General features: G+C 72.0%; 20 protein-coding genes and 1 pseudogene. 8 read left to right on the plus strand and 13 right to left on the minus strand.

Going from position 1 to position 18,449, the window contains the following annotated elements; all coding sequences use genetic code 11:
• The first annotated feature begins 138 nt into the window (after positions 1-138).
• Positions 139-1,734 carry an FAD-binding oxidoreductase gene (locus ACFPZN_RS28710; RefSeq protein WP_378285349.1) on the plus strand — a complete coding sequence of 532 codons (1,596 nt, stop codon included), beginning with the start codon at positions 139-141 and terminating at the stop codon, positions 1,732-1,734.
• Positions 1,735-2,280: 546 nt separating this feature from the next.
• Here the strand turns inward: ACFPZN_RS28710 and ACFPZN_RS28715 are convergent.
• A complete protein-coding gene (locus ACFPZN_RS28715) occupies positions 2,281-2,820 on the minus strand; it encodes an AAA family ATPase (RefSeq protein WP_378285350.1) in 540 nt (179 codons plus the stop codon).
• A gap of 69 nt (positions 2,821-2,889) precedes the next feature.
• On the opposite strand from ACFPZN_RS28715, the gene ACFPZN_RS28720 reads away from it, so the two are divergent.
• Positions 2,890-3,078: a hypothetical protein gene (locus ACFPZN_RS28720; protein ID WP_378285351.1), complete on the plus strand. Its 189-nt coding sequence runs from the start codon at positions 2,890-2,892 to the stop codon at positions 3,076-3,078.
• A gap of 178 nt (positions 3,079-3,256) precedes the next feature.
• On the opposite strand, the pseudogene ACFPZN_RS56805 reads toward ACFPZN_RS28720, so the two are convergent.
• From ACFPZN_RS56805 to ACFPZN_RS28740, 4 genes and pseudogenes are all read right to left on the minus strand, one after another.
• Positions 3,257-3,445 (minus strand): annotated as a pseudogene (locus ACFPZN_RS56805) (IS982 family transposase); the annotation flags it as partial.
• A 123-nt stretch (positions 3,446-3,568) separates the two neighbouring features.
• Positions 3,569-3,841: a helix-turn-helix domain-containing protein gene (locus ACFPZN_RS28730; protein WP_378285353.1), complete on the minus strand. Its 273-nt coding sequence runs from the start codon at positions 3,839-3,841 to the stop codon at positions 3,569-3,571.
• On the minus strand, positions 3,841-4,302 hold the full coding sequence (locus ACFPZN_RS28735) for a DUF2975 domain-containing protein (protein ID WP_378285354.1): 462 nt from the start codon (positions 4,300-4,302) through the stop codon (positions 3,841-3,843). Before ACFPZN_RS28735 ends, ACFPZN_RS28730 begins: the two co-directional genes overlap by 1 nt.
• A gap of 393 nt (positions 4,303-4,695) precedes the next feature.
• Positions 4,696-5,211: a class IV adenylate cyclase gene (locus ACFPZN_RS28740; RefSeq protein ID WP_378285355.1), complete on the minus strand. Its 516-nt coding sequence runs from the start codon at positions 5,209-5,211 to the stop codon at positions 4,696-4,698.
• Positions 5,212-5,288: 77 nt separating this feature from the next.
• Here ACFPZN_RS28740 and ACFPZN_RS28745 point away from each other — a divergent pair, with 77 nt between their 5' ends.
• Both ACFPZN_RS28745 and ACFPZN_RS28750 read left to right on the plus strand, forming a co-directional pair.
• The gene (locus tag ACFPZN_RS28745; RefSeq protein ID WP_378285356.1) at positions 5,289-5,570 is read left to right on the plus strand and encodes a hypothetical protein; all 282 of its coding nucleotides are present in this window, start codon (positions 5,289-5,291) and stop codon (positions 5,568-5,570) included.
• Positions 5,571-5,913: 343 nt separating this feature from the next.
• The gene (locus ACFPZN_RS28750; RefSeq protein WP_378285357.1) at positions 5,914-6,045 is read left to right on the plus strand and encodes a hypothetical protein; all 132 of its coding nucleotides are present in this window, start codon (positions 5,914-5,916) and stop codon (positions 6,043-6,045) included.
• 49 nt (positions 6,046-6,094) lie between these two features.
• Here the strand turns inward: ACFPZN_RS28750 and ACFPZN_RS28755 are convergent, their stop codons facing one another.
• From ACFPZN_RS28755 to ACFPZN_RS28765, 3 genes are read right to left on the minus strand one after another with little or no spacing between them, the layout of a single operon-like run.
• A complete protein-coding gene (locus tag ACFPZN_RS28755; RefSeq protein ID WP_378285358.1) occupies positions 6,095-6,226 on the minus strand; it encodes a hypothetical protein in 132 nt (43 codons plus the stop codon).
• 38 nt (positions 6,227-6,264) lie between these two features.
• A complete protein-coding gene (locus ACFPZN_RS28760; RefSeq protein WP_378285359.1) occupies positions 6,265-6,609 on the minus strand; it encodes a DUF3140 domain-containing protein in 345 nt (114 codons plus the stop codon).
• A gap of 13 nt (positions 6,610-6,622) precedes the next feature.
• Positions 6,623-8,743: a catalase gene (locus ACFPZN_RS28765; RefSeq protein WP_378285360.1), complete on the minus strand. Its 2,121-nt coding sequence runs from the start codon at positions 8,741-8,743 to the stop codon at positions 6,623-6,625.
• A 146-nt stretch (positions 8,744-8,889) separates the two neighbouring features.
• Here ACFPZN_RS28765 and ACFPZN_RS28770 point away from each other — a divergent pair, with 146 nt between their 5' ends.
• Entirely contained in the window at positions 8,890-9,924 is a 1,035-nt protein-coding gene (locus ACFPZN_RS28770; RefSeq protein WP_378285361.1) for a YihY/virulence factor BrkB family protein, read from the plus strand.
• Positions 9,925-9,994: 70 nt separating this feature from the next.
• Positions 9,995-11,488: an alpha/beta fold hydrolase gene (locus ACFPZN_RS28775; RefSeq protein ID WP_378285362.1), complete on the plus strand. Its 1,494-nt coding sequence runs from the start codon at positions 9,995-9,997 to the stop codon at positions 11,486-11,488.
• 1 nt (position 11,489) lies between these two features.
• On the opposite strand, the gene ACFPZN_RS28780 is transcribed toward ACFPZN_RS28775, so the two are convergent.
• Complete coding sequence (locus ACFPZN_RS28780) at positions 11,490-12,527, minus strand: nitronate monooxygenase (RefSeq protein ID WP_378285363.1); 1,038 nt, start codon at positions 12,525-12,527, stop codon at positions 11,490-11,492.
• A gap of 60 nt (positions 12,528-12,587) precedes the next feature.
• Here ACFPZN_RS28780 and ACFPZN_RS28785 point away from each other — a divergent pair, with 60 nt between their 5' ends.
• Positions 12,588-13,511, plus strand: coding sequence for a 2-hydroxyacid dehydrogenase (locus ACFPZN_RS28785; RefSeq protein WP_378285364.1), 924 nt, complete (start codon positions 12,588-12,590; stop codon positions 13,509-13,511).
• Between the two features lie 12 nt (positions 13,512-13,523).
• Here ACFPZN_RS28785 and ACFPZN_RS28790 read toward each other — a convergent pair whose 3' ends face one another.
• Both ACFPZN_RS28790 and ACFPZN_RS28795 read right to left on the minus strand, forming a co-directional pair.
• Positions 13,524-14,612 (minus strand): NAD(P)-dependent alcohol dehydrogenase, encoded by a 1,089-nt coding sequence (locus tag ACFPZN_RS28790; RefSeq protein WP_378285365.1) that lies wholly within the window; start codon positions 14,610-14,612, stop codon positions 13,524-13,526.
• 4 nt (positions 14,613-14,616) lie between these two features.
• A complete protein-coding gene (locus ACFPZN_RS28795) occupies positions 14,617-15,867 on the minus strand; it encodes a cytochrome P450 (protein ID WP_378285366.1) in 1,251 nt (416 codons plus the stop codon).
• A gap of 198 nt (positions 15,868-16,065) precedes the next feature.
• On the opposite strand from ACFPZN_RS28795, the gene ACFPZN_RS28800 reads away from it, so the two are divergent.
• On the plus strand, positions 16,066-16,578 hold the full coding sequence (locus tag ACFPZN_RS28800) for a methyltransferase family protein (protein WP_378285367.1): 513 nt from the start codon (positions 16,066-16,068) through the stop codon (positions 16,576-16,578).
• A gap of 301 nt (positions 16,579-16,879) precedes the next feature.
• Here ACFPZN_RS28800 and ACFPZN_RS28805 read toward each other — a convergent pair whose 3' ends face one another.
• The gene (locus tag ACFPZN_RS28805; protein WP_378285368.1) at positions 16,880-17,422 is read right to left on the minus strand and encodes a hypothetical protein; all 543 of its coding nucleotides are present in this window, start codon (positions 17,420-17,422) and stop codon (positions 16,880-16,882) included.
• 118 nt (positions 17,423-17,540) lie between these two features.
• Entirely contained in the window at positions 17,541-18,167 is a 627-nt protein-coding gene (locus ACFPZN_RS28810; RefSeq protein WP_378285369.1) for a GAP family protein, read from the minus strand.
• Between the last annotated feature and the right edge of the window lie 282 nt (positions 18,168-18,449).

Below are 18,449 nucleotides of genomic sequence, written 5' to 3' on the forward strand. Positions count from 1 at the left end.
CGACGCTAAGCAGGCGGCGGGGGACCTGTCATCTGTCACGCGACTGGGGAGTTGCGCCTACCGCTCCGGTGGAGCCAGGCCCACTGATTCTTCGCGGCCGCGTTCCTAGGTTGAGGGCAACCTGACCGAGGAGCCCTGATGACCGAGCGAACCAGAAGGAACGTCCTGCGCGGCGGCCTGGCTGCGACGGCGGCGGGCATCGCCGTCCCCACCCTTGGAGCCGGCCCCGCCGGAGCGGAACCCGGCTGCCCGCTCCCGCCCGGCCCCGCCAAGGTCGGACGCGACGACCCGCGCCACCGATCCCTGGCCACCCGCGGCTACAACCGGCGGTTCGTGGGCCGGCCCGAGCACGTGTGGGTGGTCGGCACGACCGAACACGTCGTCCGGGCCGTGCAGGAGGCGGTCGACGGCGGCAAGAGGGTCACGGTCCGCAGCGGCGGCCACGGCTTCGAGGACTTCGCCGCCGACCCCGCCGTGCAGGTCGTCATCGACACCTCCGCCATGACCGCCGTCTACTACGACCCGGGCCGCCGCGCGTTCGCCGTGGAGGCGGGCGCCCTGCTGGGCGAGGTGTACCGCAGGCTCTACCTGGGCTGGGGCGTGACGATCCCCGCCGGATGGTGCCCCACCGTGGGCGCCGGCGGGCACGTCCTGGGCGGCGGCTTCGGCCCGCTGTCACGGTCGATGGGCCTGGCCGTCGACCACCTCCACGCGGTCGAGGTCGTCGTGGTGGACCGAGCGGGCAGGGCCCGCAGCGTCGTCGCCACCCGCGAGGCCACGGACCCGAACCGGGACCTGTGGTGGGCGCACACCGGCGGCGGGGGCGGCAACTTCGGCATCGTCACCCGCTACTGGTTCCGCACGCCCGGCGCGCGCGGCGACGACCCCGCCCGGCTGCTCCCCGCGCCGCCGCCGACCGTGCTGACCTTCACCATCACCTGGGACTGGAACGGGTTCGACAAGGCGTCCTTCGCCCGGATGGTCCGCAACTACGGCGCATGGGCCGAGCGCAACAGCGCGCCGGACTCCCCGTCCACCCGGCTCTACAGCGAGCTCCAGCTCAACCGCCGGCCGGCCGGGACGCTCGGCATGATCGGCCAGGTGGCCGCCGCGTCCGGCGCCGAACGGCTGCTGGACGACCATCTGGCCGCGATCAACCGCGGCGTCCCGGTCACCCCGGTCCGCCAGGTGAGGAACCAGCCCTGGCTGGCCGCCGCCCTGGCCGGATCGCCGGGCGAACCCGGCCCCCACTACCGGCTGAAGGCCAAGTCGTCGTACCTGCGCCGCCGCCTGAGCGACCGGCAGATCGACGTCCTGCACCACCATCTCACCCGGACCGACTACGACTACCTGGGCGGCATGCTCAACCTCTACACCTTCGGCGGCCGGGTCAACACCGTCGCCCCGGACGCGACGGCGACGCCGCACCGCGACACGATCATGAAGGTCTTCCTGGTCAACGGCTGGGAGGACCCCGCCGACGACCACCGGCACATCGCCTGGCTGCGGGAGCTCTACCGCGACCTGTACGCCGACACCGGCGGCGTCCCGGCGCCCGGCGACGGCGCGTTCATCAACTACCCCGACGCCGACCTGGCCGACCCCGCCTGGAACAGGGGCGCGCCCTGGCACACCCTCTACTACCGGGACAACTACCCCCGGCTCCAGCAGGTCAAGGCCAGGTGGGACCCGCGCGACGTCTTCCGCCACACCCTCTCGGTGCGCCCCGCCTAGCCGCGGACGCCGTCGTACCCCTGTGAGCACCCCACAGCGATACCGCACACCGGGGCGCCCGACTACGTTGATCAGCATGAGGGCAGGGGACGAGTTGGCGGGCCGTTACCGGCTCAAGCGCGGGCGTTGGGCGATGTCGCAAAAGCCGTGGCAGGCGGTCGCGGGAACTGACCCAGCAGGACGACGAACTGGCCTGGTGGACGCTTGGCGGCGGCAAGCCCGGCTGATATCAAGCGGCCCATGGCGAGATACCGCACCCGCGACGGCCACGATGTCACCATCGGTGCACGAGTTTGGGCCCAGAACGGGACCGGACCGTTCGCTATCACGAAACCCGGCACGGCTTACGGGTCGACTCCCGAAGGCTGGGTGCTCATGGTCGGCGCAGACGGCGAAGAAAGACTCCATGCCCCAGAGGACGTCTCGATCTACTACTACCTCTCCAGGCCGTCCCAGTCCTGACAGCGCTGAGCACGTAATGAACGTGCGCGATGCGGGGGTTCCGGCCAGATAAATCCGCAGCGTGCCCTTTCGGACCTACTTGGTTTATCCCCGGTCGAGGGCGTCCAGGACGAACCGGACCCGCTCCTCGACCGGGACGCGCGGCAGCTCGACCAGCTCGTAGCCGAACTCCCGGTACGTCTCCACCATCGACGCGTGGGTCCGCTCCGCGACCTCCAGGGACTGCCTGCGCTCCTCGTCCCGCCGGTAGATCTCCGGCCACGGCGGCGCGACGAACACCCGGCGGTGGTACCGGAAGGCCCGCGCCGCCTCCATCACATGCGCCGGTACGGGCCGCCCCTCCAGCCGCAGGTAGCCGACGATGTCCGGGACGCCGCGATCGAAGAACACCAGACCGGACGACGCCGCCAGTCCGTACGAGCGCAGCTCCCACGACAGCATCAGCTCGGCGAACAGGTCCGGATCCTTCCAGGGCAGCCCCGGGCCGCCGATCGCCATCTGGTCGCGGATCACCCCGCGGCCGGCCTCATCCGACCGCGCGAACCCGGCCTCCTCCAACTCCTCGACCAGCGTGCTCTTCCCCGACCCCGGACCCCCGGTCAGCACCACGAACCGTTCGCTCATACACGAATTCTCCCGAGCCCGGTTGGGACCCGCCCCACGGGTATCGCCTACCGCAAAAGGGGAGGACACATGACCGAGCGCAAGGACGACAGTGACAAGCCGCTTGCGGACCGCCGCGCCGAGAGCGGCGCCCCGCAGGAGGACGACCAGGACTTCGCAGACGAGCACACCCCAGGCCCGACCGACCCGCCCAACGCCCCAGCCGACGCCCCAGGCGGCGAAGAAGAGGGCTACACCCCCCAAACCGAGATCCCCTAGCGAACAGCGAGGCACCCACACCTCAGCGAGGGGGTGAGAAGAGCAGGGTCGGCGCCGTGACCGACTATCTCCAAGGTGTCCAGCACAACTGACAGCCGCGAAGGTGCGATAACGCTGCTCAGGTCGTCGGTGCATGAACTCGGCGACGGCGAGGAGTGACAGCTGCTCCTGCGTTCGGCGCGAACGCCACCGGCAGCCCGCCCAGCGTGCACAGCAGGTGCAGCCGCAGCCCCCAGAAGAATCGCGAATGCGACGCGCGGTGACCGTACTCGGCCCACCCGGCCGGCGCGCTGCGGCGGGCGGCCTGCCGGGACCGGCCGCACTCCACCGGGGTCGAGTCCGCCACCCGCACGTCGTCCTCCCACAGCGGGGGGACCTGGCTCAATGTGCGGGACCAGCGCCGTTGCCGCCCGCAGACGTCGTTCGTCACAAAACGATCTTGGACACCCTCACTGCATGTCCGCAGCCAGATCCTGGGGAATCAAGAAGTCTAGAGTCGGTCTTCCACTTCGGCCTTGGCCACCGTCGCCGACGGCTGATGTCGCCCGTCCGCGGTGTCCTCGGCCTCAAAGCGCAGCAGGTCTCCCGGCTGGCAGTCGAGCGCCTCGCAGAGCGCGGCGAGTGTCGCGAAGCGCACCGCCTTGGCGCGGCCGTTCTTGAGCACCGCCAGGTTGGCGGGGGTGATCCCGACGCGGTCCGCGAGTTCGCCCACCGACAGCTTCCGCTTGGCCAGCATCACGTCGATGTCGACGATGATCGGCATCAGATCACCTCGTCCAGCTCGGCCCGCATCCGCGTCGCTTCGACGTCGCGCGCGACGGCCTGGGCAAGCAGCATCCGCAGTATGAGCACGATGAGCGCGGCCCCCAGGACCGCCATGCCGATCCCGCCCATGATGACGGTCAGGAGGGCCGTGAGCGCGAACCACAAGAGGGCGGCTGCCGCGATCGCACCGACCACGACGTCCACGTACCGGAAGGCGGCATGGGAGAACACGGTTCCGCGTCGCACCATCGTCACCAGCCGCCATACACAGACCACGACGACCTGGCCCGTCACGACGCCCAGGATCACGATCACGCGGAGCGAGGTCAGCGGGAGCGACCCGTCCTCCGGGTCGCTCCCGCTGACCAGCGCCCACATCAGCACCGCCTGTACGAACACGGTGCTGGCGAGCACCCCTGCGAGCACGACGCGCAGCGCACGCACTGTCAGCTCTCCCACGACGCCTCCCTCGATCGACTCACGATAAGAATCTATCGAGATTCGATAGATATGGCAAGGGGTCGACCGGGATGAGCATGGCCGTGCCCGATGTCACCCCGTGGGAAGCGGCAGACAAGGGGCCTGGCGAATCTCCCGGCGGACCGCGAGCGACTGGACCGCATCCACCGGTACCTCAAGGGTGAGCACGAAGGCCCGGCGCGCAGTACCGGCTGCCGCTGCTGAAGTCCGGCGCAGGCGCCGGCCGTGGAGGGATACATGTCCTCAGGCCATCCCTTGGAATCAACCATCTGGGCGACGTTGCCGCCGGCTCGAACACTTTCGACCACAGCCTGCAGCGTCCGATGCGGCCGCGACCAGTCCAGGACTGTCCGGATACGCCGGTGCGCGGGCTCAGGCACGGGCGTTGAGTACGGCGTCGGTGTACTGCTCGGTCGTCAGGTCCGCGTCTGTGATGCCAAGCTCGGCCAGGACCGCGCGGACGGCGCCGAGTGCCTCGCTCAGGTCTGCCTCGATGGCGAGCGTTTCCAGTTCGACGAACGTCCCGTCCAGTTCAGGGACGGTGACCATTGTCGCCAGCATGTCCCGGCCATGGGCGTTGAACCGGTAGTTGGCGCAGTCCTTCGTGAGGCGGACGTATTCGATGGCGCCCAGGGCACGCAGCACGGTGTCGATCACGGCCGCGTCCGCGACCTTGGTCTCGTGCTCGGGCTTGGACCCGGACGCCTCGTCGACGGCCGGTTCCTTGTAGGTCAGGATCGTCTGGCAGGTGCCGCCCTGCTCGACCACGCGCACGCGCAGTTCCCGGCCGCGGCCGGTGAACGAGCCGTCCGCCCGGTCGTAATAGGTGTCCCGGTAAACGCGCGGCTCCTCATCGGCGCGCTTGCGCAGTTCCTCGGGGTCACGCACGCGCGCCGGGCAGCCGACGGGGATGTGGTCTGGAAGGGCGACCAGCACCCGTTGGAGCCAGGCGCGGGGGTCAACCTGTGACCGGTGACGTCGAACTGTTGGAGGCGCTGCGCGGAGCACTTATGGCCGAGGGCTGGTGCGCGGTTCCTCGGTATCACGAGGTGCCGGGGCGGCTGCGGGTCTGGCATCCGTCGAACCCGGTCGTCGGGGAGACCGTGAACGTGGCGTGCGAGCGGGACGGCTTGTGGTTCCGCTCGTCCACGGGTGCGCTCATGGCCCGGCGCCACGACATCCCGGGCGCGGTCGCCTACGTTGAGCGCGAGTTGGGCGCGCTCGTCCGGCCCCACGCGCCCGTCTGAGGCCCCGCGGTCCCAGGCTGAGGCGCGCGCCTGGGGCCGCGGTTCCGCGTCGTACGGCCGCACGTCCCTCTCGATCGTCGAGCGGCCGTACAGCACCACGTGGCCCCCGACCGGCCGAACCCTGCGGGGGGGGTGGCGGCGGGGCCCTGAGTGGCCGGTCGCCCCATCCGGACGCCGCACGCAGGTCACCAGGGCGGGCGCGGCCGCCGTGGCTTCGAGCACGGGGCGGCCTGGCCTCTCCGGCGCGGCAGCCGGCCGCTCCGTAGCAGCCTCTCGCTCCTGGCATGCGGCGTGCGGCCGGGGGTGAGGTTCCAGACGATGATGCGCGCCGGAGGAGGTGCACATGTCCGGACCGGTGGCCGAGACCAAGGACCCGCGCGGCCTCGTGCGCCGCGATCAAGAGTGGTTGCTGGCCGGCGTACAGGGCGTGGTCGTGCTCATGTCCGTTGTCGGCACGGGCCTTGCCTGTCACTGATCCGGCGGGCCCATGAGACGTTCCGCACGGGCCCGTCGCCTTGCTGAGCTCAGGACGGGTGCGGGGGTTGCTGGTCGGGTGGTACGCCGCCGCCCTTGTCGCCCTTGTCGGTTCCGTGGGCGTGGCCCTTGGGACGGGTGCTCTTCGGGTCGGTCGCCTCGGGCGCGGGCTGCTCGTTCACCGCCGTGCGCTCCGAGCGGGCATGGTCTCCCTCGTCGTTCAGGGTTTGAGCGGGTCGTGGCCGACCGTCATCAGCGACCGGCGCCAGGCGTCGTCCTGCTCGGCGTCCGGGGGCGCGTCGGCGACCTGGTCTTCGACGAACTCCACGACCTTGCGCATGACGTCGGCGTCGGCCCCGGTCAGGTCGGCCTTGCGCTTGCGGAGCAGATCGACCACGCGGGTGCCGAGTTCCGGCAGCTCCATCCCGGGGTCGGCGGGGAACGCCCCGCTCTCGCCCGCGGCGTCGGTGAGCAGCCAGACCCGGATCTCGTCCGAGGTCATGTTCACGACCTGGTGGAACTCGTCCCAGAGCAGCTCGACGTCCGGGGGGTCGGGTCGGGTCATCGTCCTCTCCTTGTCAGGCGGGTACGGCGTCGCGGTCGCGGTCCCAGTGGCGGTGCGCCGCGATCGCCTCGATCAGGCGGGGCGCGAAGTCGTCGGCGGGGCCGCGGCGGGTCACCACGCCCCGGTCGGAGCGGGTGCCGTCGCCGTTTCCGGCGTACGCGACGCCCGGCAGCCCGGCGCGTTCCAGGACCTCGATGCCGTCGCCGACGGCGCCGATCGCCTTGCCGTGCTTGAACGCCTCGGCGACGAAGTGCACCGCGAGCCCGTCGCTCTTGAGCGTGCGGGCGGACTCGGCGCCGCCGGGGATCAGGACGGCGTCGTACAGCACGGACGCGACCGTCGACATGGCGCGGGTGACCTCGACGCTCGCGCCGTTGCCCGCCTGGATCGTCCCGTCCTTGGCGGCCAGCACCTCCACGACCGCGCCGGCGTTGGTGAGGGCGTCGGCGGCCGAGGCGATGTCCGCGGAGTCGACGCCCTCCGCGGCCAGCACGGCGACCTTGCGGGTGCGGACGCTCTCGCGGGGCGCGTTCGCCTGGCTGAGCGCGGGCGAGCTGCGGCCGTGGTTGGGCGTGTTGGACGGCTTGGGCGGCTCCACCCCGATGCCCTCGGCGACCCGGAGCGCCAGGTCGTGGTCCACGTGGTTGAGGTGGTCGACGACGCCCTCGCGGATGGGCACGGTCTCGACCTTGCCGAGCTCGAACCGGAACGCCGCGACGATGTGCGCCTTCTCCCAGTCGGCCATGCTGTTCCAGAACAGCGTCGCCTGGCTGTAGTGGTCCTGGAAGCTCTCGCTGCGCTTGCGGATCTTGTTGCCGTCCACCCGCTCCTGGTAGTGGGTGAACGCGCCGGGCGCGGGTCCGGCCCCGTCGCCGGCGAGCGCCGGGCAGCCGCCCGACAGGGTGTTCTTGTGGTACGCGGCGCGCCCCGTGTGGATGTCGGACTGGTGGTAGCCGTCGCGCTGGTGGTTGCGCACCGGGGCGACCGGCCGGTTGACGGGCAGCTGCGGGAAGTTGGGCCCGCCGAGCCGGATGAGCTGGGTGTCCAGGTAGGAGAACAGCCTGCCCTGGAGCAGCGGGTCGTTGGTGAAGTCGATGCCGGGGACCACGTTGCCGAGGTGGAAGGCGACCTGCTCGGTCTCGGCGAAGAAGTTGTCGGGGTTGCGGTCCAGGACGAGCCGTCCGACCGGGCGGGCCGGAACCTGCTCCTCTGGAATGATCTTGGTGGCGTCGAGCAGGTCGAAGTCGAACCTGTGCTCGTCCTCCTCGGGCACCAGCTGCAGGCACAGCTCGTATTCGGGGTAATGGCCGGCCTCGATGGTGTCCCACAGGTCGCGGCGGTTGAAGTCGGGGTCCTTGCCGGCGATCTTCTGGGTCTCGTCCCAGTCCAGCGAGTGGGTGCCCAGGGTGGGCTTCCAGTGGAACTTCACGAACGTGGCCCGGCCCTCGGCGCTCACCAGCCGGAAGGTGTGCACGCCGAAGCCCTGCATCATCGCGAAGCTGCGCGGCAGTGCCCGGTCGGACATCAGCCACATCATCATGTGGATGGTCTCGGGCTGGAGCTGGACGAAGTCCCACAGGGTGTCGTGCGCGGACGCGGCCTGGGGGATCTCGTTGTGCGGCTCGGGCTTCACCGCGTGCACGAAGTCGGGGAACTTGATCGCGTCCTGGATGAAGAACACCGGCATGTTGTTGCCGACCAGGTCGAAGTTGCCCTGGCGGGTGTAGAACTTGGTCGCGAAGCCGCGCACGTCCCGTACGGTGTCGGCGGACCCGCGCGAGCCGGCGACGGTGGAGAACCGCACGAACACGGGCGTGCTCAGGGACGGGTCGGTGAGGAAGTCGGCGGCCGTGTACTCGGCCAGCGACCCGTCGTAGACGTGGAAGTGCCCGTAGGCGCCGGCGCCGCGCGCGTGCACGACCCGTTCCGGGATCCGCTCGTGGTCGAAGTGGGTGATCTTCTCGCGGAGGTGGAAGTCCTCCATGAGGGTGGGGCCGCGCTCGCCGGCCCGCAGCGAGTTGTCGGTGTCGTCGACCCCGATGCCCTGGTCGGTGGTCAGCTTCCCCTCGGGGTCCACCCGGTGGGGGTCGAGCTGACGTTGCTTGTCGCTTCCGTTCTCGGCGGAGTTCGCCATGGCGGTTCGTGCCCCCAGTGTCCTTCTGGCCGCTTGATTCCGTTTGGGCCGGGTACCCGAGGAAGGGCCTGATATGCCCAAGCCCCCGCAAAGCCGCGTACGCCGCGATCACGAATCGATCCCCCTTTCTCGGGTAAAGCAGGCGCGTGGCGAAGTGGTGGCGCAGGGACGGGACGGCGGAAGCGGCGGACGACGAGGAGGCACCGGACAAGCCCTCGCGGCTGGGGGTCCGCGGGTGGTGGGGCGTGGTGCGGCGGACGGTCCGCGGGTTCATGGACGACAACCTCGTCGACTGGGCGGCGGCGCTGACCTACTACGGCGTGCTCTCGCTCTTCCCCGCGCTGATCATGGCGGTGTCGCTGGTCGGGCTGCTCGGCGCGTCCGGGAAGCGGACGCTGGCCGACAACGTGCGCCAGCTCGCCCCGGGGCGGTTCCGCGACTCGATGATCGGCATTCTGGACAGCCTGCAGGGCACCGCGCCCACCGCCGGGGTGATGGCGGGGGTCGGCCTGCTGCTGGCGCTGTGGTCGGCGTCGCGGTACGTGGGGGCGCTGATCCGGGCGCTGAACGCCGTCTACGACATGCCGGAGGGCCGCCCGCTGTGGAAGCTGGCGCCGCTGCGGATGCTGCTGACCCTGGCGATGATCGTCGTGCTGGCCTCCAGCGCCCTGGCGATCACCTTCACCGGGCGGCTGGCCGAGCAGACCGGGCGGCTGCTGGGGCTGGGCTCGGCGTTCGTGACCGCGTGGGGCGTGCTGAAGTGGCCGGTGCTGCTGGCGATCGTGATCGTGGCGATCGGGACGCTGTACTGGGCCGGGCCCAACGTCCGGCAGCCCGGCCGGCGCTGGGTCACCCCCGGCTGCGTGCTGGCGGTGCTGGTGTGGGTGGCGGCCTCCGCCGGGTTCGCGGTGTACGTGGCGAACTTCGGCTCCTACAACCGGACCTACGGCGCGCTGGCCACCGCGGTGATCTTCCTGGTGTGGATGTGGTTCTCGAACGTGGCGATCCTGGTGGGCGCCGAGTTCGACGCCGAGCTGGCCCGGGGCCGGGCGATCGGGGCGGGCGGGGACGGCGGGGAGCCGTTCGCGGAGCCGCGCGACACGTCCAAGATCAATGAACGGGACGACCTCGGCGAGCGGGAGCCGGACGCCCGTTCCAAGGAGCCCGACCCCGCGAAGTAGACCTGGGTGGAGGGCGGGCCGGGGGCTGCCCTGATGGCGGCGCGGGTCGGGCGCGGCGAGCATCGTCGGTATGCGACCCACGATCCGTTTCACCACGGCGGCGGCCGCGGTCTCCGCCCTCGCGCTCGCGGTGTCCACGCTGGTCCCCGGTTCGGCCGCGGCGGCACGCGCCCCCGCCCCGATCCCCTGCCCCGAGGGGGCGCGATGCGGGACGATCACCGTCCCGCTGGACCGGGCGAACCCCGCCGCCGGTACGACCCGCGTCGGGTACGCGCTGATCGGCCGCCGCGACGCCGCCCGCCCGTCCGCGGGCATGATCGCCGTCAATCCGGGCGGGCCCGGCGGATCGGCCGTGGCCCAGGCGGACATGTTCGTCCAGGCCGCCGGGGACCTCCTCAACGATCACGAGCTGCTGCTGATGGACCCGCGCGGCATGGGCGTGTCCGGGTGGCTGGACTGCGACGTCCGGGACGACGTGTTCACGCTGCGCGGGGCGCCGCTGGTCGAGGAACTGGGACGGTGCGGGCGCTCCCTCGGCGACCGCGCCCGCCACCACACCTCCGCGGCGATCGCCGACGACCTGGACGATCTGCGCGCGCGGCTGGGCGCGCCCAGGCTGAAGCTGCTCGGGCTCTCCTACGGCACGTACCTCATGACCGTGTACGCCCAGCGGCATCCCGGGAAGGTCGATTCGATGGTGCTGTCGGGGGCGTTCCCGCTGGCGTCCGACCCGTGGAAGCGGCCGAACGCGGCGGCGGTGCGGGAGGCGGTCCGCCGGGTGTGCGTGCGCGACGGCGGCTGCGACGGGGAGCGGGTCCTCGCGGACGTGGGGCGGCTGGCCGAGCGGCTCCGCGACCGGCCGATCCCGTACGAGGTGACCGTCGGCGGCCGGCCCCGCACGGTGCGGCTGGACGAGGCCGCGCTCGCGGCGGTGGTGTACGGGGCGAGCGCGGCCTCCGAGGTCGGCCGCTGGGGCGCGCTGCCGAAGGTCGTGCGGGAGGCGCTGCGGGGCCGTCCCGGCCGCCTGGTCGGCCTCGCCCGCCAGGACCTTCTGCGCACGGCCGACCTGCCGCAGGCGGGCCGCGCCTACAGCCTGGGCGCGGGGCTGTCGGTGATCTGCAACGACTATCCGAAGGCGTTCGACATGCGGGCGCCGTTCCGGGTGCGGGAGCGGCAGTACGTCCAGCGCCGGGACGCGCTGCCCGCGCGGGCGTTCGAGCCGTTCAGCGCGGCCGGGTGGACCGACGGCTACAGCGAGCCGGACTGGTGCCTGCGCTGGCCGGATCGCGGCGGGCGCGCCCAGTCGACGGCGCCGCCCGCGACGGGCGCGCCCGTGCTGGTGATGGCCGGCGACCTCGACACCGTCACCGCGCCCGGCGAGAGCCGGGAGGCCGCGCGGCAGTTCCGGAACGCGCGGATGGTCGAGGTCCCGAACGCCGGGCACACCCCGGACGCCGAGCCGACCGGCTGCGCCGCCGGGATCGCGCGGCACTTCCTGCAGCACCGCGAGACCGGCGACACCGCCTGCCTCACCCGCGTCCCGCCCGTCCCGGTGGAGCGTTAGGTCAGGGGCGGCGCGCGTCGGCGGTGAGGGCGGCGACGATCTCCGCGGCGGGGGCCTCCCGGGCCAGGCGGTACGCGGTGCCCGCCCACAGGTTCACGGCCTCCGCGTCGCCGCGCGCGGAGGCCGCCCTGCGCAGCGGGGCGGTGATGTAGTGGACGTCGGGGTAGGCGGCGGGCGCGTGCTCCCCGTGCTCCTCCATGAACCGGTTGACCAGGCCGCGCGCGGGCCGTCCACTGAAGGCCCTGGTCAGCGCGGTGCGGGTGAAGCGGGGGTCGGTGAGCGCGGCCTTGTGCACGGCGCTCGCGCCGCTCTCCGGGCAGCGCAGGAACGCGGTGCCGAGCTGGGCCGCGACCGCGCCCAGCCCCAGCACCTCGGCGATCTGCGCTCCGGTGCCGAGGCCCCCGGCGGCGATCAGCGGCAGCGTCGTGACGGACCGGACCGCGGCCAGCAGGCGGCGCAGCGGGATCGGGTCGTCCAGCCCGCCGGTGTCGGTGAACGAGCCCTGGTGCGCGCCCGCCTCCGCGCCCTGCACGCACAGCGCGCCGGCGCCGGACGTGGCGGCGGTCACGGCCTCCCGCGCCGTGGTCACGGTCACGATCACCAGCGCGCCCCGTTCCCGGAGGGCGCGGACGGTGGCCGCGTCCGGGCAGCCGAAGGTGAAGCTCACCGCGGCGGGCGGATCGGCGAGCAGGTCGGCGATCTTGTCGTCGTAGGCGTCGGTGCGGTCGGCGGCGGACGGGTCGCCCGGCTCGGCGCCCAGCCGCTCCCCCTCGGGGACGAGCCGTTCGCGGTACGCGGCCACCGCCGCCTCGTCGACCGCGCCGGCCGCGGGCATGAAGACGTTCACACCGAAGGGCCGCGAGGTCAGCGCCCGCGTCGCGGTGATGTCCGCGCGCACCGCCGCGGCGGTCTTGTACCCGGCCGCCAGGAATCCGAGGCCGCCCGCCTCCGACACCGCCGCCGCCAGCGCGGGCGTCGACGCGCCGCCCGCCATCGGCGCCTGCACGACCGGACGGCCGAGCGCTCGCAACTCCAGCATGGGACCCCCCTCGCACCTCGCGGAATACTACGGAATACCGACGATCAAGGAGAGCGCGGGATGCGGGTACTGCTGCACTACGACACCGACTTCTCCGGTGTGGATCCGAACGGCGTGGATCTCCAGGTGGCGAGCTGCCCGGAGGAGGACGACGAGCGGTTCGCCGAGCTGCTGCCCGAGGCCGAGGTGATCTGGCACGTGCTGCGCCCGCTCACCGCCGCCGACCTGGCCCGCGCGCCGCGGCTGCGGCTCGTCCAGAAACTCGGCACCGGGGTGAACACCATCGACCTGGACGCCGCCGCCGAACGCGGCGTCGCGGTCGCGAACATGCCGGGCACCAACGCGCAGGCGGTCGCGGAGACCTCGCTGCTGCTGATGCTGGCGGCGCTGCGCCGGGTGGTCACCTTCGACGCGCGGACCCGGGAGGGGCGGGGCTGGCCCGCCGACCGGGCGCTGGTGGGCGGGGAGCTGAGCGGCCGCACGGTGGGGCTGCTGGGCGGCGGGCAGATCGCGGGCCTGCTGCGCGGCATGCTGGAGGCGATCGGCGCGACCGTCCTCTACACCTCGCGGCGGCCCCGCCCCGACGACCCCGCCTGGCGGGAGCTGGACGACCTGCTGCGGGCCAGCGACATCGTCTCGGTGCACATCCCGCTGACCGCCGAGACCCACCACCTCCTGGACCGGGAGCGGCTGGCGCTGCTGCCGCCCGGCGCGATCGTCGTCAACACCGCCCGCGGCGCGATCATCGACGAGGCGGCGCTGGTGGAGGCGCTGGCGTCCGGGCGGCTCGGCGGGGCCGGGCTGGACGTGTTCGAGCACGAGCCGGTCCCGGCCGGGAACCCGCTGCTCGCGCTCGACACCGTCGTGGCGATGCCACACGTGGCGTGGCTGACCCGGGAGACCTGGGACCGCTACTTCGCGGTCGCGGTGGAGAACTGCCGCCGGCTGGCCTCCGGCGAGGACCTCCTCCACCGCGTCCGCTGAACGCCGGAGGCGCTACCCGCCGGGGAGCAGGACGGGCTTGACGACCTTCCCGGCGTTGACGTCCTCCTCGGCCCGGTTGATCTCCGCGAGCGGGTAGGTGGTGATCAGCCGGTCGAAGGGGAAGCGGCCCTGCCGCCACAGCTCGCCCAGCCGGGGGATGAAGGTCTGCGGGACGGCGTCGCCCTCGATGATGCCCTTCACCGTGCGGCCCATCAGCAGCAGCGTCGGGTCGAACCGGTACTCCTCGCCGCCGACGCCCACCAGGCCGCAGACGCCGGTCGTGCGCAGGCACGCGACCGCCGCCGACACGACGCTCGGCACCGCGGTGGTGTCGAAGGAGTACTGGACGCCCTCGCCGCCGGAGATCTCCTTGATCTTCTCGACCAGGCCGTCCTCGGCGCCGTTCAGGACGTGCGTGGCGCCCAGTTCCCGGGCCAGTTCGAGGCGGGCGTCGTTCAGGTCCACGGCGACGATCGTCGCGGCCCCGGCGACCCGCGCGGCCATCACTCCGGCGAGGCCGACCGCGCCCGTGCCGAAGACGGCGATGCTGTCGCCCACCCCCACGCCCAGTGAGATGAGCACCGACCCGGCGCCCGTCTGTACGCCGCAGCCCAGCGGGCCGAGCAGCTCCAGCGGCGCCTCCTGGTCGACGGGGACCACGTTCCGGACGGTGGCGAGCGCGTGCGAGGCGAACGACGACTGCCCGAACCACCGGTTGTTGACCTGCTCGCCCTGCCCGTCCTTCACGCGCGGCACGCCGTCCAGCGGCATGCCCAGCATGTTGAGCTCGACCATCTGCGCGCAGTTGCCGGGCCGCGCGTCGCGGCAGTTCCGGCACGTCCCGCAGGAGTCGATGGACAGCACCACGTGCGCGCCGACCTCGACCTCGGTCACCCCCGGCCCGACCGCCTCCACGACGCCCGAGCCCTCGTGCCCGAGGATCACGGGTCCGGGCATGCCGCGGCCGACCATGTCGGTGTGGCAGTACCCGACTCCGGCGATCCGCACGACCACCTCGCCCGGCCCGGGATCGGACAGCTCCACGGGCTCGACCGTGTAGGGACCGTCGGCGGCGCGCAGGACCGCGGCTTCGACGCGCATCGGCTCAACCTCTCAACGAGTAGCGGATCGGCAGGCGCTTCAGCCCGCCGACGAACGTGGTCGCCGTGCCCTCCGGGGTCCCGGCCAGCTCGATCGACTCCAGCCGGGGCAGCAGTTCCTCGAAGAACGCCCGGGTCTCGATCCGCGCCAGCGCCGCCCCCAGGCAGTAGTGGACGCCGAACCCGAACGCCAGGTGCTTGTTCGGATCGCGCCCGACGTCGAACCGGAACGGGTCGTCGAACACGTCCTCGTCCCGGTTGGCCGACGGGTAGGACAGCACCACCGACTCGCCCGCGCGGATCGTGGCGCCCCGCAGCTCGTAGTCGGTCGTGGCGGTGCGCATGAACTCCTTGACCGGGCTCACCCAGCGGATCATCTCGTCCACCGCGAGCGGCATCAGCCCCGGGTCGTCCTGGAGGCGGCGCAGCTGGTCGGGGTGCTCGATCAGCGCGTGCAGGCCGCCGGAGATGGTGGAGCTGGTGGTGTCGTGCCCCGCGGTCGCGATGATCACGTAGTAGGAGGTGGTGTCGAAGTCGTTCAGCGGCTCCCCGTCGACCGTCGCGTTCGCGATCGCCGAGGCCAGGTCGTCGGTCGGCCGCGCCCGCCGCGCCTTGGTGAGCTCCTGGAAGTAGGCGAAGAACTCCATGAGGACCTCGAGGACCTCTTCGGGCGTCTCGCCGCGGCGCAGCTCGGTGTCGTCGCCGCCGAACAGCTCCTGGGTCAGCTTGAGCATCCGGTCGAAGTCCGACTCCGGCAGCCCCAGCAGCGACAGGATCACGTACAGCGGGTAGTGCACCGACACCTGCCGGACGAAGTCGCAGCTGTCGCCGAGGATCGCCATCCGGTCCACGTACCGGCGGGCCAGCTCCCTGATCCGCGGCTCCAGCGCCCGCATCGCCTTGGGGCGGAACCAGTCGGCGCCGATCGCCCGCACCACCCGGTGGTCGGGGTCGTCCATGTGGACCAGGGTCCGCAGCCCGATGCCCTGCTCGGCGCGGGTCCGGTTGATCTCGTCCTGGACGGCGGTGGCCAGCAGCGGGCGCGGGGCGTTCAGGAACACCTCGTGGTCGCGCTCGATCTCCAGCACGTCGGCGTGCCGGGTGATCGCCCAGAAGGGGTTGTAGCCGGGCGCCTCCACCCAGCGCACCGGATCCTCGCGGCGCAGCAGCGTCAGCGCCGCGTGCAGCCGTGCTTCGTCGGCGTACGCGCCCGGATCGGCGAGCGCTCGGCCCGCCTCCTCCACGGTGAGGCTCATCTCGGCTCCTCCAGCCGGGGTCGTCCCCCGGCGACACTGACGAACGGCCGCCCGCAAGGAACCTAGAAGCCGAATCCTGTTCGGTCAACCCGTTCGATCACATCGCGCCGAATCTCACCCCCTCGACGCCCCGCGCCCGCCGGACTACTCTGGGACGAGGAATTCATCATGCGTTGAACTCTTGAGGCCGGTGAGCCCATGACCAGGAGCACGAAGAAAGCGGCCCTCGTCAGCGTCGCGTTCTCCCTCATGCCGATCACCGTCGCCCTGCTGGTGCCGTGGTGGCTGACCGGGCTGGAATCCGGCGACGCCCTCGCCTCGTGGTGGCCGCTGCGCGCGGCGGGCCTGCTGCTGTTCCTGCCGGGCCTGTACGTGATCGCGCACGCGTTCCGGCGGTTCGTCGTGGAGGGGCTCGGGGCCCCGCTCCCCGCCGCGGCTCCCGAACGCCTCGTCGTCGGCGGCTTCTACCGCTACGTCCGCAACCCGATGTACGTGGCGATCCTGGCGATGGTCCTGGGCGAGGCGCTGCTGCTCGTCCGGCCCGTCCTCCTCGTGTACGCCGCCGTCGTGTGGATCGTCCCGGCCGCCTACGTGCGCTGGCGCGAGGAGCCGGTCCTCCTCCGCCGCTTCGGCCCCGAGTACGAGCGGTACCGCCGCGCCGTCCCCGCCTGGATCCCCCGCCTCCACCCCTGGCACCCCGGCCCCACCTGACCACCGTCCGCGAGCACTCGCCCCTGCGCGCGGCCGGCCACCACCGCGGCCTGCTCAGTGCGTGCAGCGGCGTGGGCAGCCCCCCTCCGGCCTGCCGGAGAGGGGCTGAGGTGGTGTTCGGGCCGGTGCTCGCGGCCCGTGCTCGAACACCCTTCGTCCTGCCCGTCGTTCACCGGAACGGGCCTTGCTCGTTCAGGCGCGGCGGCGTGACGTACGGCGCGCGGTCCGGCGCGAGGTGCGCCGAGCGACCCTACGGCTTCCGAACATCATCGTGCTCCTTTCCTTCCGTACCCGGTGACGTTCACCTGCGCACCGCGGCCGTTTCGAGATCGTGCAGCTGCTTGGCCTCCTCGGCCGTGTACATCCCGATCTCGACCAGGTCGAGGGGGCTGATGAACGCATCGGCGATCCGGTAGCCCCCGGCGCGCAGCACCGCGTCGCGCAGCGGCACCGCCCAGTGGTGTTCCAGCAGCACCAGCGCGGCGGCGGAGTCGTTCGGGATGTCCGCCACCACGTCCCAGGCGTCCTCCTCGTCGAGGGCCCCCGCGCCACCGGCCATCGCCTCGGCACCGGCCTGCGCCCCGGCCTCCGCGCCCTCCTCGCCTTCGATGCCCAGGCCGATGAGGGCACCGATCTTGGTGCCGAGTTCGATCGCCTCGTCGGTGCTGAGGTTGCTGAGGTGCTCCACCTCCAGATTGCCGTCCTCGTCCTTGTAGACGGCCAGCGAGTCGATCACGCGCACCGTGTCGCTCTCGCGCAGCCGCTCCAGCTCGTCGATGATCTCGCCGTGGAAGTCGGGCCGTTCGAATCCCAGGACGACCAGTTGAACAGGTCCGATGGCCATGCCGTCTCGTCTCCGTCGGCGGACCGCCCGGTGCGGTCCCTCCCCAGCAGCATGTCCGGGCGACGGCGGACGGCGTATCACCTGCCGCGGGTGACATGCGCCGCGGGCCGCCCGGTCCTCAGAGGATGATCAGGATGAAGATCAGGCAGCAGATGATGTTGATGAGCCAGCTGTGGGTGTTCATCCACGTGCGAACACCGGGCATGGCGCGTTCGGCGCGCTTGTGGAACAGCAGCAGGGCGAGCAGCGGCAGCGCCGCGATCAGCACGGTGAGCCCGAGGAACGGCAGGGCGGCGACCACGCCCAGGTGGTGCTGCTCCAGGTGGGCCCCCACGGTCAGCATGATCACGATGTCGGAGGGCATCAGGACGATCACCAGGAAGCCGGTCATGAGCGCCCGGCGGGGAGTGGCCTCCATGAGCGTTCCGAGCCACTTGGGCGGCTCGATCGTCGCCCGCTTGACGTAGTTGCGCAGCGCGGCGGCGATCAGCAGCGCGACCAGCACATACTGGATGATCTTGCCCACGGATCCGTTGTCGGCGGGATCGCCCAACGACACGCTGCCGCCCAGGAGCGCGAAGACGCCGCGGGTGATGGTGACCCCGATCGCCACGGCGACGGCCACCCCGAGCAGGAACGCCAGGGAGACGCGCACCGGCCGCTTCGTGGTCACCAGGATGATGGCCGACATGATCTGCGGTCCCGCCATCATCGTGATGGCCAGCGGAAGGATCTGGAGATCCAACGCTCCCCCTCTGGCTCGCGGCGTGCCGTCGGGCGACGCCCGCGCGAGCCCGTCCACAGCGCGGACCCTTCCCGCACGCGCCGTCGCGAAAGGGAGACCGGCGACGAACTATCCGCCGCCGGACGCGTTCTTGACCACGGTGTGGTTCTTCCTCGGGCCCCTAGTAGGGCTTTGTTAGTTCGTCATGGTGGGTGCTGGTGGCATGTGGGGCATCGGCCGCTCCAGGTGGCGAGCAGCACTTGGAGCTGTTTGAGAATCTTGTAGAGACTCAGGCCGCCCCGG

The sequence above is a fragment of the Actinomadura rugatobispora genome (assembly GCF_042656285.1).
Classification (GTDB): domain Bacteria; phylum Actinomycetota; class Actinomycetes; order Streptosporangiales; family Streptosporangiaceae; genus Spirillospora; species Spirillospora rugatobispora.

Excerpts from the sequence above, each read along its gene's own strand:
- ACFPZN_RS28760 (WP_378285359.1), bottom strand. The coding sequence starts at position 6,609 with ATGACCCGACCCGACCCCCCGGACGTCGAGCTGCTCTGGGACGAGTTC.
- ACFPZN_RS28710 (WP_378285349.1), top strand. The coding sequence starts at position 139 with ATGACCGAGCGAACCAGAAGGAACGTCCTGCGCGGCGGCCTGGCTGCG.
- ACFPZN_RS28800 (WP_378285367.1), top strand. The coding sequence starts at position 16,066 with ATGACCAGGAGCACGAAGAAAGCGGCCCTCGTCAGCGTCGCGTTCTCC.
- ACFPZN_RS28805 (WP_378285368.1), bottom strand. The coding sequence starts at position 17,422 with ATGGCCATCGGACCTGTTCAACTGGTCGTCCTGGGATTCGAACGGCCC.
- ACFPZN_RS28720 (WP_378285351.1), top strand. The coding sequence starts at position 2,890 with ATGACCGAGCGCAAGGACGACAGTGACAAGCCGCTTGCGGACCGCCGC.
- ACFPZN_RS28750 (WP_378285357.1), top strand. The coding sequence starts at position 5,914 with ATGTCCGGACCGGTGGCCGAGACCAAGGACCCGCGCGGCCTCGTGCGC.
- ACFPZN_RS28730 (WP_378285353.1), bottom strand. The coding sequence starts at position 3,841 with ATGCCGATCATCGTCGACATCGACGTGATGCTGGCCAAGCGGAAGCTG.
- ACFPZN_RS28765 (WP_378285360.1), bottom strand. The coding sequence starts at position 8,743 with ATGGCGAACTCCGCCGAGAACGGAAGCGACAAGCAACGTCAGCTCGAC.
- ACFPZN_RS28775 (WP_378285362.1), top strand. The coding sequence starts at position 9,995 with ATGCGACCCACGATCCGTTTCACCACGGCGGCGGCCGCGGTCTCCGCC.
- ACFPZN_RS28790 (WP_378285365.1), bottom strand. The coding sequence starts at position 14,612 with ATGCGCGTCGAAGCCGCGGTCCTGCGCGCCGCCGACGGTCCCTACACG.
- ACFPZN_RS28715 (WP_378285350.1), bottom strand. The coding sequence starts at position 2,820 with ATGAGCGAACGGTTCGTGGTGCTGACCGGGGGTCCGGGGTCGGGGAAG.
- ACFPZN_RS28795 (WP_378285366.1), bottom strand. The coding sequence starts at position 15,867 with ATGAGCCTCACCGTGGAGGAGGCGGGCCGAGCGCTCGCCGATCCGGGC.
- ACFPZN_RS28780 (WP_378285363.1), bottom strand. The coding sequence starts at position 12,527 with ATGCTGGAGTTGCGAGCGCTCGGCCGTCCGGTCGTGCAGGCGCCGATG.
- ACFPZN_RS28785 (WP_378285364.1), top strand. The coding sequence starts at position 12,588 with ATGCGGGTACTGCTGCACTACGACACCGACTTCTCCGGTGTGGATCCG.